Annotated in this window: 15 protein-coding genes, 1 tRNA gene and 1 pseudogene; 13 read left to right on the top strand and 4 right to left on the bottom strand. The window is 41.3% G+C overall.

From position 1 onward, the window contains the following. Positions 1 to 22: 22 nt before the first annotated feature. The 5 genes and pseudogenes from HYB91_RS00715 (at position 23) to HYB91_RS00700 (ending at position 4343) form a co-directional block, all read left to right on the top strand. Positions 23 to 790, top strand: coding sequence for an ABC transporter permease (locus HYB91_RS00715; protein ID WP_252508209.1), 768 nt, complete (start codon positions 23 to 25; stop codon positions 788 to 790). Then, entirely contained in the window at positions 787 to 2478 is a 1692-nt protein-coding gene (locus HYB91_RS00710; protein WP_002676099.1) for an ABC transporter ATP-binding protein, read from the top strand. Before HYB91_RS00715 ends, HYB91_RS00710 begins: the two co-directional genes overlap by 4 nt. Before the next feature lie 279 nt (positions 2479 to 2757). Further along, positions 2758 to 3552 (top strand): class I SAM-dependent methyltransferase, encoded by a 795-nt coding sequence (locus tag HYB91_RS00705; RefSeq protein WP_002676100.1) that lies wholly within the window; start codon positions 2758 to 2760, stop codon positions 3550 to 3552. After that, positions 3534 to 3626: pseudogene (locus HYB91_RS12985) on the top strand (GNAT family N-acetyltransferase); the annotation flags it as partial. The gene HYB91_RS00705 and the pseudogene HYB91_RS12985, both read left to right, overlap by 19 nt. A 117-nt stretch (positions 3627 to 3743) precedes the next feature. After that, positions 3744 to 4343 carry a hypothetical protein gene (locus HYB91_RS00700; RefSeq protein ID WP_002676101.1) on the top strand — a complete coding sequence of 200 codons (600 nt, stop codon included), beginning with the start codon at positions 3744 to 3746 and terminating at the stop codon, positions 4341 to 4343. A gap of 72 nt (positions 4344 to 4415) precedes the next feature. Here HYB91_RS00700 and HYB91_RS00695 read toward each other — a convergent pair whose 3' ends face one another. Continuing rightward, entirely contained in the window at positions 4416 to 4988 is a 573-nt protein-coding gene (locus tag HYB91_RS00695) for a 2'-5' RNA ligase family protein (protein WP_002676102.1), read from the bottom strand. 158 nt (positions 4989 to 5146) lie between these two features. Between HYB91_RS00695 and HYB91_RS00690 the strand changes: the two genes are divergently transcribed. Genes HYB91_RS00690 through HYB91_RS00675 form a run of 4 tightly spaced genes read left to right on the top strand, consistent with a single transcriptional unit; the run spans position 5147 to position 9697 of the window. Beyond that, positions 5147 to 5830, top strand: a complete 684-nt coding sequence (locus HYB91_RS00690) for a DUF5714 domain-containing protein (protein ID WP_002673563.1) — start codon at positions 5147 to 5149, stop codon at positions 5828 to 5830. Between the two features lie 51 nt (positions 5831 to 5881). Beyond that, positions 5882 to 7720: an oligoendopeptidase F gene (gene pepF / locus HYB91_RS00685; protein ID WP_002676103.1), complete on the top strand. Its 1839-nt coding sequence runs from the start codon at positions 5882 to 5884 to the stop codon at positions 7718 to 7720. 22 nt (positions 7721 to 7742) lie between these two features. Next, positions 7743 to 8660: a M28 family peptidase gene (locus tag HYB91_RS00680; protein WP_002676104.1), complete on the top strand. Its 918-nt coding sequence runs from the start codon at positions 7743 to 7745 to the stop codon at positions 8658 to 8660. Between the two features lie 44 nt (positions 8661 to 8704). Next, complete coding sequence (locus HYB91_RS00675) at positions 8705 to 9697, top strand: Fic family protein (protein WP_002676105.1); 993 nt, start codon at positions 8705 to 8707, stop codon at positions 9695 to 9697. Between the two features lie 55 nt (positions 9698 to 9752). Here HYB91_RS00675 and HYB91_RS00670 read toward each other — a convergent pair. Then, positions 9753 to 9825 (bottom strand) — tRNA-Lys (locus HYB91_RS00670). 114 nt (positions 9826 to 9939) lie between these two features. Here HYB91_RS00670 and HYB91_RS00665 point away from each other — a divergent pair. The 4 genes from HYB91_RS00665 to HYB91_RS00650 are packed head-to-tail and all read left to right on the top strand — an operon-like array spanning position 9940 to position 13705. After that, positions 9940 to 11409: an NAD(P)/FAD-dependent oxidoreductase gene (locus HYB91_RS00665; protein WP_002676106.1), complete on the top strand. Its 1470-nt coding sequence runs from the start codon at positions 9940 to 9942 to the stop codon at positions 11407 to 11409. Next, positions 11406 to 12734: an NAD(P)/FAD-dependent oxidoreductase gene (locus HYB91_RS00660; RefSeq protein WP_002676107.1), complete on the top strand. Its 1329-nt coding sequence runs from the start codon at positions 11406 to 11408 to the stop codon at positions 12732 to 12734. Before HYB91_RS00665 ends, HYB91_RS00660 begins: the two co-directional genes overlap by 4 nt. Further along, the gene (locus HYB91_RS00655; RefSeq protein ID WP_002676108.1) at positions 12727 to 13119 is read left to right on the top strand and encodes a DUF1667 domain-containing protein; all 393 of its coding nucleotides are present in this window, start codon (positions 12727 to 12729) and stop codon (positions 13117 to 13119) included. The genes HYB91_RS00660 and HYB91_RS00655 overlap by 8 nt, the downstream gene beginning before the upstream one ends. Then, a complete protein-coding gene (locus HYB91_RS00650; RefSeq protein ID WP_253719566.1) occupies positions 13103 to 13705 on the top strand; it encodes an ATP-binding cassette domain-containing protein in 603 nt (200 codons plus the stop codon). The genes HYB91_RS00655 and HYB91_RS00650 overlap by 17 nt, the downstream gene beginning before the upstream one ends. 1 nt (position 13706) lies before the next feature. Here the strand turns inward: HYB91_RS00650 and HYB91_RS00645 are convergent, their stop codons facing one another. Both HYB91_RS00645 and HYB91_RS00640 read right to left on the bottom strand, forming a co-directional pair. Further along, a complete protein-coding gene (locus HYB91_RS00645; RefSeq protein WP_002676110.1) occupies positions 13707 to 14702 on the bottom strand; it encodes a lipoate--protein ligase in 996 nt (331 codons plus the stop codon). An 84-nt stretch (positions 14703 to 14786) separates the two neighbouring features. Next, the gene (locus HYB91_RS00640; RefSeq protein WP_002676111.1) at positions 14787 to 15482 is read right to left on the bottom strand and encodes a hypothetical protein; all 696 of its coding nucleotides are present in this window, start codon (positions 15480 to 15482) and stop codon (positions 14787 to 14789) included.

Here is a 15482-nt window from a genome sequence, read left to right as displayed (position 1 = left end):
GTGCTTATTTCTGTTGGCAGTTGTGTGTGCAGCCTGCTTACCGTATTTTCCGTTTTTAAAATCGGGCACCATACCGAGCGGGCAAGCGCTCTGTCCGCCGTCGCCGGAACACTGGTTCGGCACTGACGACTTAGGCATCGACCTTTTTGCCTCGGTTTGCTATGGAGCAAAAAGCAGCCTACTTTTATCGGTTGGAAGCGCATTAGTTGCGGCAATCGGCGGCAGTATTATCGGAATGCTTGCAGGTTATGCAGGCGGTGCCGTCGATGCGCTGATCATCAGCATTATCGATTTTTTTATCGGCATTCCCGATCTGCTGCTCATGGTAGTGCTGGGTGTTTTTTTAGGACCGGAATTGGTGAATATTATCTTTGCTATTTCTCTTGTGTCATGGGTAATGCCTGCCAAGATTGTCAGAAGCGAAGTACTGAAAATGAAAACAGCGCCGTATATCCGGCTTTCAAAAGTATACGGTGCGCATTTTTGGCATATCTTTGCGTGGCATTTTTGGAAGCCACTTTTTTCTATTATGCTGGTGAGTGTGATTAAGATTATGAATAAAGCGATTTTGGCGGAAGCCTCTTTAGCGTATTTGGGACTCGGCGATCCGCTGTCGAAAAGCTGGGGTATGACTATTACCCGCGCAATGGATTTTCCGAATATTTATCTTACTGATTTTTGGAAGTGGTGGCTCGTGTTTCCGACCGCCGTCATGGTTTGTACCGTGCTTTCCGTTGCTGCAATCGGCAGACGGATGGAGCTGAGCATTGGAGGGCGTACCCGCTCATGATGCCGGAAGAAATACTAAGGGTAGAAAACCTCACGGTAACATACCGCAGCAGTGCCGGTGACACAGGCAGAGCGGAAGCCGGAATACGGAATGTCGGTTTTTCGCTCAAGCGGGGCGAACTCTGCGGCATTATCGGGGAATCCGGCGGCGGGAAAAGCACGCTGCTTTCGGCAATTATGGGATTGCTGCAAGAAAAATCCGGCGGCGGGACTTTCAATGCCGGTACAGCTGAGGTAACGGGGAAGATTGTCTACAACGGCCGTGAGATACAGAACGCCGGAAAAACCGAATGGAAAAATATCCGTTTTAAAGAGATCGGACTGGTATTTCAAAATCAGGACGAACGACTCAACCCTGCACTGACAGTCGGCGAACAAATTACCGAAGTTCTGCGCAAAGAAATAACCGATACCAAGCTATCGGAACAAAAACTCGCAGCGGTACTCCGTTCCGTCGGACTGGAACCGAGTGTAAAAAACCGATATCCGCATGAACTTTCGGGCGGTATGCGGCAGCGGGTATTTATCGCAATGGCAATTTGCCTGCATCCGCCGCTTTTGTTAATCGACGAGCCGACAACCGCGCTGGATCCTGCATCAAAGCAGCAGATATTGCAGCTTTTACGAAACATTCACAGCGAATACGGCACGACAATGCTGATTGTCTCCCATGATCTTGAAGTGATTGAAACCCTCACCGATAATCTGATGGTACTGCTGCACGGGTATGTCATAGAAAAAGGTAAAACGCAAAACATCTTGGAAGAGGCAAAACACCCGTACACATCTGCGCTGCTGCAATCAAGTACCTATCTTAATCCATGGAAGGATTTGTGGGGTATTAAAGAAGCAGAGGAACGCCGGAGCTGCCCGTTTTACGAGCGGTGTACACAAAAAAGCAGCGAGTGTTTATCCTATACGCCGTATTTGCCGCCGGAATGCAGCGAAGGATGCGCCTGTGCAAAAAACGGCATACAGACCATTTTAAGAGTCCGGAATCTTTCAAAGACATTCGATACGGGAAAAGAAAAAACAGAGGCCGTCAAAGACTGCTCGCTGCGAGTACGGCACGGAGAAATCGTTGCCCTGCTGGGGAAGTCCGGCTCGGGGAAAACTACCGTGCTGCATATTATCGCAGGGCTTTTGAACAAAGATACGGGTTCCATCGTGTTTGAGAATACCGAAATAGAAAAGAACGATTTACTCGCACGGGAACACGCTCTGCAAATTGTAGAGCAGGATGCGTTTTCGTCAATGAACACGGCTCTCACCGTACGGGAAATTATCGCCGAACCGTCCGTCATCCGGTATCACAAAAGCGCCGCTGCCTTTACAGAAACCGTGATGAAATATGCAAAGCTGTGCGGTCTCCCTGCCGATGAGGCAATGCTGAACAAAAGGGCACGGGAACTATCCGGCGGGCAGCGACAAAAAACGGCGATTGCACGGGCACTGTCGATGCAGCCGGTTTTGCTGCTCGCGGATGAAATAAACGCCATGCTTGACGATTCTTCCAAGGTGAATATCATGCGGCTTTTAAAACAGTTGCAATACGAACTCGGTTTTTCGATGCTGTTGGTGACACACGACATCGACCTTGTAAAAAAAGTTGCTGACTATGTGTATCGCATGGAAGCAGGCTGCATCGTAGAAGAAGGCAGCATAAGAAAAGTGTTCGGTAAAAGTTGATAAGGAGTTATGCAGTGAATATTAATCAAAAATCGAAGTTCAAACATTTAACCGCATTTATCTTGGTTATTCTTGCGGAAGACCCGCGTAACCGACGGGATATAGACACGGAACAGCTGCAGGATTTTCCCGGTTTTACGATCGACATGTTTCGGTGTATCGCTGCCTCAGCTGTTTGAAAAGAGAAGGCTTGGTAACGATATGGAAAGAAGATATAAAAATCCGCAAACATAATTTTAAAGTATTTTTACAAAAATTTAATGAAAGGAAGATATAATTATGGAACTAACAATGTATGATTTTGAACGGTACATTCAAAAAGACCGGGACGATGCTCATGCCGAGCGCATGTGGGATAATAAAAGTGAAAGCTTTTATAAACGTACCGAAAAAAAACAAAAACAATTTGCTAATGATTTTGTATTTCATCTTATAAAAGACCGGCAGCTGCTCAAAGAGAATTCCAAAGTTTTAGATATCGGCTGCGGGACGGGGCGGCATTTATCGGAGTTTGCCGCATATACTCCGTATCTTACCGGTATCGATATTTCTTCAAAAATGCTTGCATATGCGCAAGAAAAACTACGGCATATCCCGCAAGCAAAACTGATCCATGGAAACTGGATGGACACATTCACAACCGAAAATCAATTCGATTTTGTGTTTGCCTGTATGACACCTGCAATTGCTTCCATCGATAATATAAAACGGATGTGTATGATTTCAAAAAAATACTGCATACTGGAACGGACTGTCTATGAAAAGGATTCCATAGAAGAAGAGATAGAGCAGCTCCTCGGACGGAAACTGTTCAGGTTGCCTCATAATGATAAAAACTATGTTTACGGCGTGTGGAATATACTCTGGCTTATGGGCTACTGCCCCGAAGTTCTGGTTGATAAGCAAGTCCGTACCACAAGCCACTCTATCGAAGACTATATGCATGGTGCTGCATATAACGATGAAGAAAAAACAGCCGTTATGCAGCTTTTAAACACAAAAGCACAAGACGGCATAATAACCGCGGAAGAGTCTGTGGTAAAAGCGATCATCCTGTGGGATACGGAAGATTGAAGAACTGTTGGCGGAAATTCGGCAGGAACATTGGAATAGTATATATGTATAAAGACATAGGTACGGCAAAATGAAAAATCGAAAAGGTAAAAAAAACAACATGCCGGCTCGTTAAATTTTTATATAAAAAAAGATTTAACGTACTGGAAAAAATGCGGTGATTGTGCTACAGTGCGGTTCGGAGGAAAAATATGGATAACGAAACAAAGCAGGAATTCGGCGAGATTGCGCAAAACATTGCGCCCTACGGAATCATAATGGCGGTTTTCACTTTGTGCTATTCCATTTGGTTCTGTTTCGCTTGGGACACTCTCGGCATAGTTTTATTCGCGCTTACGGTTGCATACGGCGCGTACATCGTTTTTGCGAGCATAAAAAACATTAAACACGCAAAACGTTTCAAGACGGTGCAGTCCGAAGCGGGAAAAAAGATTGTCAAAAAAATGAGTATCGTAAGCGCGATTACCTATTCGGCGGTTACAGTTTTTGCCGCGACACTTTCGGCTGTTCATCTTGTAAAATTGATTTTCCCTGCCGTAACCCTTATTATCGGCCTGCACTTTATTCCGCTCGCAAAAATCATGAACAGAAAAATCGATTATTTTATCGCGCCTGTTCCGATTGTCTTTTCGCTGGTGGCCTCGTATTTAGCGTTTACGACAACAATGACATGGCTTGAAGTGTACGCCGTGGCAGGAATCGGCGGCGCATTTGCAACGATGATTTACGGAGCATATATGCTGTATGCGTACAAAAAAGTTGTGCGCGAATATCGCATAGAATATCCGTAAAAATACTTGCGCCAGTATTTTCAGGTTTCTTTATACATAGTAAACTAACAAAAAGGAATCGTTTATAAGAATTTAGACATGCATGGACAATTCCATACTAACAGCCGCTTCCCACCTGTTGGCTTTCCGTTCAAAAATTGTGATATTATCAACCGGAAAGTCTTCCGCAATATTCAGTTCATTCATAACCTGAAGGGCTTTTGCCGTTACCCCCGGTGGAATATCCCGATTTGAAACAGTGGCATGAGGCTGAAAAGGTCTCCTGTCTTTTTTGATACAGCCCGGACAGGCGTTCAAAATTGCTTTTACGGTTTCATCACGGAGCCTTGTCCAATTTTCATCTGCAACTACTTTTGCAAAAAGAGTTCTATCTCCAAACGCATCAAAATTATCTATATGAGCGGTAAAACCTAGGCCCTTAGGCAAAACTTCTTTTTCAATCGCTCTTATTAAATCATCGGTTGAATAGTCTTTATGCAATCTGAACGGAGGTATGAGAGTAACATGGATTGGGGTACCATGCCCTGACTTACATCCATAAGCCCTGTTCATATATCGCCGGCAATCTTCAAGGCTGAGGCTTATATCCTCCGGCAACAAGACACCTATAAAATGTGTCTGCTGCGGAATGTTGTTTTGTTTCATGTTTGTAATTATAGCATAGAATCACATATCGTTCTATATATTTTCTCTTTAATAATCTCAGCATTGATTGAATTACCATTTTTCCGGACACCATTTTTCCGGATACTAGACAATTTATAAAAAACAACTAAAATAATAAAATGGATTAAGGGGAAGATATGAAAGATGAATGTATAGTATGTAAGGCACCGCTGGAATATCTCGAATATGATGAGATGATGGAGTGTGTACTTTGCCGCAAAAAAGAATTAAGTAAAACCAGATGTGAAAAAGGTCATTATGTATGTAATGAATGTCATACAAAAGGAATGGATTCAATTATAGGCATTTGTTTAAGTGAAAAAAGTAAGAATCCTATTGAAATTATTGAAAAGCTGATGGCTGCACCATTTTGTCATATGCACGGGCCTGAACATCATGTGATGGTAGGTTCTGCACTATTGACAGCCTATAAAAATGCAGGCGGAGATATTGATTTAGAACAAGATCTAATTGAGATGCAAAAAAGAGGGAAAAGTGTGCCGGGCGGAGTTTGCGGATTTTGGGGAGCCTGCGGCGCAGGAATAAGTACAGGCATGTTTGTTTCCATTATTTCTAAATCTACACCGCTTGAAAATGAGCCGTGGGGACTCTCAAATAAAATGACTTCCAAATCACTTGAAGCAATAGGAAATATTGGAGGACCAAGATGTTGCAAAAGAGATTCCTATATCTCGCTGCTTACGGCTATAGATTTTATTAAAGAAATTTTTAATATAAATATGGAAAAATCTGAAATACATTGCACTCACTACACAAAGAACAATCAATGTATAGGCGCTAGATGTCCATTCAGAAACTAGCTGGGATTTAAGACTCTTGCCTATTTATCAACATTGTTGTATAGTAATGTTATGAAAAACTCAACTACACCTAAACGTTCCGAGATCGCCAAAAGCGACAAATGGAATATCGAATTACTTTTTAAGAATGAAGAAGAATGGGAAGCAGCCCTTGCTTCTATTCCGGCAGGCGGAAAAGAAATCTTAAAATATAAAGAAGCTTTTTCCAAGCCTGAAACAATCGATGCGGCAACCCTGCTTGCCTGCCTAAAGGCTTCAACGGGGGTTGATAGAATTGCGGAAAAGGTTGGAAACTATGCCTTTTTACAAAAATCTTCAAACGAGGGAGATCCCGAAAACATCAAACGGATAAGTAAATACATGATGACCGTTACAGAGCTTTCGGCTGCCACCAGCTGGCTCATGCCCGCCATCATGGAAATCCCTGAAGAAAAAATCCGCTCATGGATTGACCCTTCAAGCCCCACAGGAAAGGACTTTGCCGATTTTAAGGTTTCCTTGGAAAAGACCTTGTACCTAAAACCCCATACCCTTTCCGACAAGGAAGAAAAGATTTTAAGCCTTTTAAGCGAGCCCCACGGCACACCTAGACAAGCCTTTTCGGTTCTAACCAACGTAGACTTTGATTTCGGTACAATCACAACAAAAGAAGGAGATATAAAACTGACTCAATCTTCTTATTCAAAGTTTATGCAAAATCCCGACAGAGCTTTGCGCGAAAAGGCCTATAAGCAGCTTTATGGCGTATACGGTGCACATAAAAACACAATTGCAAGCCTGTACACGGGACAGGTTCAGCAAAATGTTGCCCTTGCAAAAATACGGGGCTATGCTTCTGCCAGAGAAAAATCCCTCTATGTAGACAAGGTTCCTACGGCCGTTTATGACAACCTCGTAGATACCATTCACAAGAATTTAAAACCCTTGCATAAATTCTACAGCATGTTAAAAAAACATTTAGGCCTAAAAGAACTCCGCCACTATGATGTTTACATGCCCTTAGTCAACGAGGTAAAAAAAGTTACCCCATATAATGAAGCAGTCGACATCATCACCGAGGCCCTAAAACCTCTTGGAGAAGAATATGTTAAAACAATCCGAAACGGTCTTTTAAACGGCTGGGTAGATAAGTACGAAAATGAGGGAAAACGCTCAGGAGCCTTTTCGGCAGGCGGATATGACAGCGATCCCTATATCCTGATGAACTACAAAGAAGATGTTATCCGTGACGTATTCACCCTTGTACACGAGGGCGGACACTCCATGCACTCATGGTATTCGGTAAGAAACAACCCCTACCCCTGCTACCACTACACCATCTTTGAAGCCGAAGTTGCCTCTACCTTTAACGAGGAGCTTTTATTCAGGCACATGATTAAAACAAGTACCGACCCGAAAATGAGAGCCTATCTTTTGAGCGTTAGAGCTTCCGATATTCTTGCAACCCTCTACAGACAAACCATGTTTGCAGAGTACGAAAAAATTACTCACGCCCTCGTCGAAAGCGGCACTCCTCTTACGGTCGAAAATTTAAGAAGCGAATACAGAAAACTTTTGGAGCTCTACTTCGGCCCCGAAATGGTGTTTGAAGATGTAAGCGATTTGGAAGGAATGAGGATTCCGCACTTTTACAGAGCCTTCTATGTTTACAAATATTCAACAGGTATTTCAGCTTCGATGGCTCTTGCCGAAAGAGTTTGCTCAGGCGGCGACAAAGAAAGAGAAGACTACTTTAAGTTCTTAAAATCGGGAGGATCACGCTATCCGATTGAATCCTTAAAACTTGCAGGTGTCGATATGGCAAGCCCGGCTCCGGTACAGGCAGCATGCGATAACTTTGCAAAGATTGTAGACGAACTCGAAAAAGCTCTTGAAGAATTAAAAAAATAAAACCCAAGGGGCTTTAACAAAGATGATTAAGGAAAATGAAGATAAACTGCTTAATTCCGATTTGTTTAAAGCCTTTTTAAAAAAAGACCTTAACCGCTGTGATTTTATATCGCAGTGGTTAAGTGCTCACAATGTTCCGCACAGCATAGTAAACCTTGCACAAAAAAAACACATCATCATAAAATACCCTGCACAATTTTACGATAAGAACTTTAAAATGAAAACCCTTACAGCCCACTATGACAGGGCTCCCGATACCCAAGGAGCTAACGACAATTCAGCCTCTTGTTTTATCCTCATGAACTTTGCAAAAAAACTATGCTCTTACACAAGACCTCACAACATAAAAATCATCTTTACGGACGGGGAAGAAGCAGGAGCCGCAGGCCTTAAAGAACAAGGAGCATACACTCTCGGAACAGGATTAAAAAAGCTTAAAATGGATGGGGACGATATATTTGTATTCGACATGTGCGGAAGGGGCGATACCCTAATCCTTTCACGTTCCGGAATTTTCGGACGGGATAAAGCAAAGACAAAGAGGCTCGACGAGCTGCATAAGAGGGCCGGACTTCTAGCTCAAAGGGCTTGTCCCAATCAATGGCTTTCAATATTGACGGCTTATAGCGACAATGCAGGCTTTATTGCCGCAGGCCTTTTTGCTCAAGTTATAACCCTTCTTCCAAGAGAAGAAGCCGAAACTCTTTTACACTGCCTCCCGAAAGAAAAACTCACCGGCCAAAACAAAACTGCCATGAGCGAGCTCACGGACATGGTAATAAAAAATCAAAAACCGCCTCAAGGCTCCCCCTTCGAAAAAATAATTCCATTTACATGGCAGCTAATGCATACCGCTGATGACAAGATTGAAACTCTTAATAGCGAAGCCTTTACCCTCACCGAAAAATATCTTACAGCCTTGGCGGAGAATTACCGCTAAAATTTAAAACCCCTTAACTATATCTTAAAAATCTTCTATAATATATGGGTATGAGTTACGAACCTCCATTTAAAATTACGTCAAAAGCTGTAAATTTGATTTCTCAAATATCCGAAAAAATCGGAGAAATAAGTGCCCTCGAAAATACCGAGCGGACAGTCCAATTAAGGAAAAAAAACCGAATTAAAACAATCCACTCTTCATTGGCTATTGAAAATAATTCTTTGACTATCGAGCAAATTACCGCAATCATCGAAGGGAAAAGGGTGCTTGGACCGCCGAATGAAATACAGGAAGTAAAAAATGCCGTTCAAGCCTATGAATTACTTTTAAACCTGAACCCTTATAAGCAAAACGATTTACTCAAAGCTCATCAGCTTATGATGAACGACCTCGTTAAACACAGCGGTAAATACAGAAAAGGAGGAGTCGGTATTTTTGATGGAAAAGAAGTAGTACATGTAGCCCCTCCTGCCGATAGAGTCCCCTTTTTAATGAATGACTTATTTGACTGGCTTAAAAGCTCTGATGCGCATCCCCTAATTAAAAGCTGCGTTTTCCATTATGAGTTTGAATTTATTCATCCGTTTGAAGACGGAAACGGCAGGATGGGGCGCTTATGGCAAACCGTAATCTTAACGGAATGGAAACCGATTTTTGCATGGCTGCCTATCGAAACTTTAATAAAAGAAAATCAAAAACTATATTACAAGGCTTTGGGAATTAGTGACAACAACGCAGACAGCACGGAATTTATTGAATTTATGTTATCGATTATTTTAAAAACGATAAAAGAAATAATCGCAACCGAATTAAAGATTACTCAAAAGATTACTCAAAAGATTACTGTAAATCAACAAAAAATTATAGATTCAATAAAGAATAATCCATACATCACTCAAGAAGAACTTGCCGAAATTGTAGGAATAGCACGCCTTAATATAATTAAAAATATGAAAAAGTTGCAAGAACAAAATATAATCAAACGCATCGGCGCCGACAAAAACGGTTATTGGCAAATCGTAGATAAAAAATAAGAAAAAAACCTCTAAAAACTTATGTTTTTAGAGGTTTTTGTAAACCAAACAAAATTGAGCCATGCAGGCTTCGAACCTGCGACCCACAGATTAAGAGTCTGTTGCTCTACCAGCTGAGCTAATGGCCCGTAAAACGAGTTTTGATTATATAAGAATCTAAAAAAAAAGTCAATGCTATACCGAATAAAAATCGTTTTTTTTCATATAGACTAAGCCTCAAAATAGTGATATTATCAAAGGATATGTACGACATAATAATAATCGGAGCAGGAGTTGTAGGAGCCTGCATTGCACGGGAACTTTCCAAGTACGAATTAAAAATCGCTGTCCTCGAAAAAGAATTGGAATTCGGCTGCGGTACAAGCAAAGCCAATAGCGGAATTATTCACGGGGGCTATGACGCAAAGGAAGGCTCTTTAAAGGCAAAGCTAAATGTAAGAGGTAATTTTTTAGTGCGCAGCTTAAAAGAAAAATTGGATCTGCGCTTTAAACAATTAGGCTCTCTTGTAATCGCCTTTAACGAAGAAGAACAACAAGAACTTTCAAATCTCTACGAAAGAGGGATAAAAAACGGAGTTGAAGGCTTGGAAATCTGGAACAGAGAAAAGCTTTTAAAGGAAGAACCCAATCTTTCAAAAGAGGCCTTGGGAGCCCTCTACTGCGGAACAGCAGGGGTAATCTGTCCCTTCGATATGACGGCAGCCTTTATGGAAAATGCCGTAATAAACGGAGTTGACTTTCTTCCCGAAAACGAAGTTACCGCAATTGAAAAAGAAAACGAAGCCTATACAATCAAAACCAAATCAAGCAAAACGGAACAAAGAGTTTTTAGTACCAAGCTGGTGATAAATGCTGCGGGGCTTTATTCCGATAAGATTGCAAAGATGGCAGGAGATGAAGATTTTAAAATTCTCCCCCGCCGCGGGGAATACCGCCTCTTCGATAAAGGCTATACCAATCTTGTAAATCATATCTGTTTTCAGGCACCCTCAAAGATGGGAAAGGGCATCTTAGTTCTCCCCTCCTATCACGGGAATTTTTTAGTCGGTCCTTCAGCAGAAAATATAGACGATGCCGAAGACACCTCCGTTTCAGCCCAAGGTTTGGCTCAGGTAGAAGAAAAGGCTCTAAAAACCGTACCCTCCCTCAATTTTAAAAACACCATCCGTATTTTTGCAGGGGTCAGGGCAAGGCCCGATACGGGAGACTTTATGATATATGCTTCAAAAAATTCCAAGGGAATTATACACGCAGGCGGAATCGAATCGCCTGGGTTGAGCTCGGCTCCCGCCATCGGAGAATATGTTGCAGAGCTCATAAAAAAAGAAGCCGATGACTTAAAAATCCCCTTCAATAAAAAGAAAAATTTTAACGAAAATCGAAGAGCAATCAGACATTTTGCCGGTCTTAGTGCAGAAGAACAGGATTCTCTTATAAAAGAAAATCCGCTCTACGGCCATGTTATCTGCCGCTGCGAAACCGTAACCGAAGCAGAAATCATCGAGGCCATTCACCGCCCTGCGGGAGCCCGCACGGTTGACGGCATAAAAAGGCGGGTACGCCCCGGTTCGGGAAGATGTCAGGGAGGCTTTTGTGAGCCCCATGTCCTCCAAATCCTTTCAAGAGAATTAAAAATCCCTATCGAAAAAATTCAAAAGGACAGAAGAAATTCTCCGATTGTTTACGGAAAACTAAAGGGCGGTGCGGAATGATAAACATAAACGATAAAAAAGATTGCAGCAATTGCAAGAACGAATACGAGGTCGCCGTTATAGGCGGAGGCCCGGCAGGTTTGGCGGCAGCCCTCGAAGCCAAAAAAAACGGAGCATCTTCCGTTCTCATAATAGAAAGGGATTTTGAACTCGGCGGAATCTTAAATCAATGTATTCATGCAGGCTTCGGCCTTCACGAATTTAAAGAAGAATTAACCGGTCCCGAATATGCAGAACGCTTTATAAACATGGTAAAAAAAGAGGACATAGATATCCTCCTCAATACAATGGTAATAGACTTAACAAAGGAAAGAGAAATTACCCTCATCGGCGCACAAGGATTTAAAAAAATAAAAGCAGGAGCCGTAGTGCTTGCTATGGGCTGCCGAGAACGCACGGCAGGAGCTATCGCACTAAAAGGTTACCGCCCATCGGGAGTTTTTAATGCAGGCATGGCTCAACGCCTTATGAACATCGAAGGCCTTTCTGTCGGAAAAGAAGTAGTAATCTACGGCTCAGGGGACATCGGTTTAATTATGGCCCGCCGTATGACCTTGGAAGGAGCCAAAGTAAAGGCCGTTGTCGAAATCATGCCCTACTCAAGCGGCCTAAACCGGAACATAGCCCAATGCCTTGAAGACTACGGTATTCCTCTTTTTTTAAGCCACAGCATATCCTGCGTCCACGGAAAGGACAGGGTTACGGGAGTTACAATAGCCCAAATAGATTCTTCCTTTAAGGAAATCCCCGGAACCGAAAAAGAATTTTCCTGCGATACGGTGCTTCTTTCCGTAGGTCTAATCCCCGAAAACGAGCTTACCCAAAAGGCAGGCATAGCTCTCAACCCGATAACGAACGGAGCCTTTGTCAATAATGGAATGGAAACCGAAACAAGCGGAATCTTTGCCTGCGGAAATGTTCTCCATGTTCATGACATCGTAGACTTTGTTACAAAAGAAAGCAGAACTGCCGGAAAAAACGCAGCCCTCTTTGTCCAAAAAAATAAAAATGGTAAAGCCGCGGAAAATAAATTCGGCACAAATTCCTCCGGTTCCGCTTTTATTAAAACAACGGCTAAAAAAGGAATCCGCTACATTGTTCCGAATAGAATAAATACGGGGAACATCGACGGAGCTTCCCTCTTTATGAGAGTTGACTCGGTTTATAAAAATGCCCGCCTGATGATTAAATCGGGTGAACAAATTCTTGCACAAAAGAAAACAAGTCAGATGGTTCCGTCCGAGATGATAAACATACCCTTAAACTTTATTACTTTAAAGGGCTTAACCCAAGACATAACTGCGGAGGTAATTTTAGATGAGTAGAGAATTGATAAAAGAAAAATTTACATGTGTGTCCTGTCCGCGGGGTTGTAAACTTTCGGTATTTAAAGAAGATTCGGGAGAAATTACCGTTACAGGAAATTTATGCAAGGGCGGCGAACTTTACGCGATGCAGGAAATTAAGGACCCTAGAAGAAACATAAGCTCTACCGTAATAATCGAGGGCGGAGTTCTTTCCTCTCTTCCCGTAAAAACCTCAAGCCCAATTCCTAAGGCCTTAATCTTCGATGTAATGAAAGAAATAAACACCGTCAAAACTCAGGCTCCTAAAAAGATGGGCGATGTGATAATTGAAAATGTGCTGAACACAGGAATAGATATAGTCGCAAGCCGCTCAGTAAGGATTAAAAATGGAAAGGCCGATTAAAATACATGAGGGAACTTTTTATTACTCAAAGCATAAGGTTTTTCAAAACCTCAATATTGAAATTCCTGCACAAAAAATTACCTGTATTTTAGGCGAATCGGGGGCGGGAAAAAGCACCCTCTTAAAAATTATTTCAGGGAATCTTGAATTAAAATCGGGAAGAATAGAAAACCGGCCGGCTCGCGGAAGCTATGCAATGGCCTATCAAGACATGCGCCTTATTCCTCATCTAACTGCCGTAGAAAATATAGAATATGTTTTGGATTCAAAAAATTCTTCAAAACTTGAAAATAAAAAAAAGGCTCTTTTTTATTTAGAAGCTTTAGGCCTTTCCGGCTTTGAACACTTTTTACCCGACGAGCTTTCAGGAGGAATGCAAAGGAGAGCCGGACTTGCCAGAGCGCTAAGCTATCCCGCTCCGCTTCTTCTTCTCGATGAAGCATTCGATTCCCTCGACGAAAAAAATAAGTACAAGGTTGCCGATCTTTTTTTATCGATTGTCAAAAAAGAAAAGCGCACCGCAGTCTGCGTAACCCACGATGCACCCTTTGCAAAAAAAATCGCCGATAAGATAATTGAGTTATAGTTTATCTAAAAAACATTTCAATAAATTCGTCTTTTTCGATTGCACCGAAATAGGCTTTTAAATCGATTTCTGCAAGTTTTGTGCTTACGGCATTTTTTTCGTATTCGCAGCCTTCCAAGAGTTTTTCAATTTCGGCAACATCCTCTGTACCGAAAAAGTCTCCGTGAATTTTTAAGCCGGAAATCTTTGCATTTTTAACGTTAAAAAACACCTCAATGCTTCCTATGGGGAACCTTTCATAGTGAGAGTATTCGGCCTTGGGAGAAGCTCCATAGTTCCATTCTTTAAGGGAAAACCTTTCGGCATATATTTTTTTTACACCCTCAAGCTCCGAGGCGGAAAGTTTGTATTCTACAGGTTCTTGGCCTTCAAGCTCAAAGATAGCTTTTAATAATTCGGCCTTAAAATCCAAAACCGAAATATCCCGCTTTAAGTGGGGCTTTATATTTGTAACCCTGGCTCGAACGCTTTTTACGCCCTTTGATTCAAGCTTTTCTTTACGCACATTAAGAGCTTTTGAAAGTTCTTCCAAGCGGACATCAAAAAGAATACAGCCGTTACTCAAAACCCTGCCCTGCCAAACAGACTGTGAAGCACCGATACATTTTTGTCCGTCGATAGTAACATCGTTTCTGCCGGAAAGCTCCGCCTTAACGCCGATTTTTTCCAAGGCATTTATAATCGGAATATAATAGCGTTTAAAATCAATCGTTTGATTTTCCTTTGTTTTTGCAACAAAAGAAAAATTTAAATTGCCGAGGTCATGATATACGGCCCCGCCTCCGGTTATGCGGCGGACAACCTTAAGATTATGTCCTCTCACATAGTCATCGTTTACTTCCTGATAAGCATTTTGATTTTTACCTATAATTACGGCAGGCCCATTCTGCCATAAAAAAAAGTATTCATCGTTTTCAAGCGGCAGATGCCTAAAACAATATTCCTCAAAAGCCAAATTATATTCAGGATCATTTGAATAAGTTTCTAAGTATTTCATAAAAGCATTATACAATAAAATAAATTTTTATTCAATATAAGCACCCGATCCGATTATCTTACCTCTATTCAAAAATACCTCTCCTTATCCCTGCCTATTCCGTTGATTCATAATCATAAAACTTTTAAACCTGAATTTGTTAAAATTCCTTATACCTATAAAATAAGAAATTAAAATAATAAGTAAAGAAACAATATAAACCACAAGAATAAACAAGGGATACGATACTCTTTCAAAAAAAGATTTTATCAATTCCAATTTAGGCAAATCTGAAATCATCATCATAGATACTGCAGGAAATAAGCCGTATCCTACAGTCATAATAATAATAAATCTAAGAAGGCCGCCTTTAATGGACAAAGCCGATAAGATCATACTAAAAGCAATTATAAACGGAAACAAAACGGATCCTATAAAAATCATAAATTTAAGATCCCATATCGGGGTAAAAATATTTATTAAAAATAAAATAAGACCTAAAAACATAAGTGCAAAAAAGGAAGTAAAAATCGAATAAATAAGTTTAACCTTAAAAAATTCTTTTCCCCTCACCGGCGTTAAGATAAAAACTAAAATTTGATCATATAGACTAAGCTGATTTATAATAAGACCATAACAAAAAAATATTAAACCTTGAAAAAACAAGATCTTCATTGCTAACGGTATTGGAATCAGTATACCGATAATCATTTCAATAAAACCTATTAAACAAAAAATTCCGCTTAACACAAAATTTACACTATGCATAGAATTAAATATTATAGCCTTTGTTTTTTTCAT

The sequence above is a fragment of the Treponema sp. B152 genome (assembly GCF_024181665.1).
GTDB classification, from domain to species: Bacteria; Spirochaetota; Spirochaetia; order Treponematales; family Treponemataceae; genus Treponema_B; species Treponema_B denticola.
This window is presented reverse-complemented; position numbering and strand designations above follow the sequence as displayed.

Bases quoted from the DNA above. Each gene is read 5' to 3' on its own strand.
- HYB91_RS00710 (WP_002676099.1), top strand. From the start codon at position 787: ATGATGCCGGAAGAAATACTAAGGGTAGAAAACCTCACGGTAACATAC.
- HYB91_RS00690 (WP_002673563.1), top strand. From the start codon at position 5,147: ATGAAAGATGAATGTATAGTATGTAAGGCACCGCTGGAATATCTCGAA.
- HYB91_RS00675 (WP_002676105.1), top strand. From the start codon at position 8,705: ATGGGTATGAGTTACGAACCTCCATTTAAAATTACGTCAAAAGCTGTA.
- HYB91_RS00645 (WP_002676110.1), bottom strand. From the start codon at position 14,702: ATGAAATACTTAGAAACTTATTCAAATGATCCTGAATATAATTTGGCT.
- HYB91_RS00695 (WP_002676102.1), bottom strand. From the start codon at position 4,988: ATGAAACAAAACAACATTCCGCAGCAGACACATTTTATAGGTGTCTTG.
- HYB91_RS00660 (WP_002676107.1), top strand. From the start codon at position 11,406: ATGATAAACATAAACGATAAAAAAGATTGCAGCAATTGCAAGAACGAA.
- HYB91_RS00705 (WP_002676100.1), top strand. From the start codon at position 2,758: ATGGAACTAACAATGTATGATTTTGAACGGTACATTCAAAAAGACCGG.
- pepF (WP_002676103.1), top strand. From the start codon at position 5,882: ATGAAAAACTCAACTACACCTAAACGTTCCGAGATCGCCAAAAGCGAC.
- HYB91_RS00665 (WP_002676106.1), top strand. From the start codon at position 9,940: ATGTACGACATAATAATAATCGGAGCAGGAGTTGTAGGAGCCTGCATT.
- HYB91_RS00700 (WP_002676101.1), top strand. From the start codon at position 3,744: ATGGATAACGAAACAAAGCAGGAATTCGGCGAGATTGCGCAAAACATT.
- HYB91_RS00655 (WP_002676108.1), top strand. From the start codon at position 12,727: ATGAGTAGAGAATTGATAAAAGAAAAATTTACATGTGTGTCCTGTCCG.
- HYB91_RS00640 (WP_002676111.1), bottom strand. From the start codon at position 15,482: ATGAAAAAAACAAAGGCTATAATATTTAATTCTATGCATAGTGTAAAT.
- HYB91_RS00650 (WP_253719566.1), top strand. From the start codon at position 13,103: ATGGAAAGGCCGATTAAAATACATGAGGGAACTTTTTATTACTCAAAG.
- HYB91_RS00680 (WP_002676104.1), top strand. From the start codon at position 7,743: ATGATTAAGGAAAATGAAGATAAACTGCTTAATTCCGATTTGTTTAAA.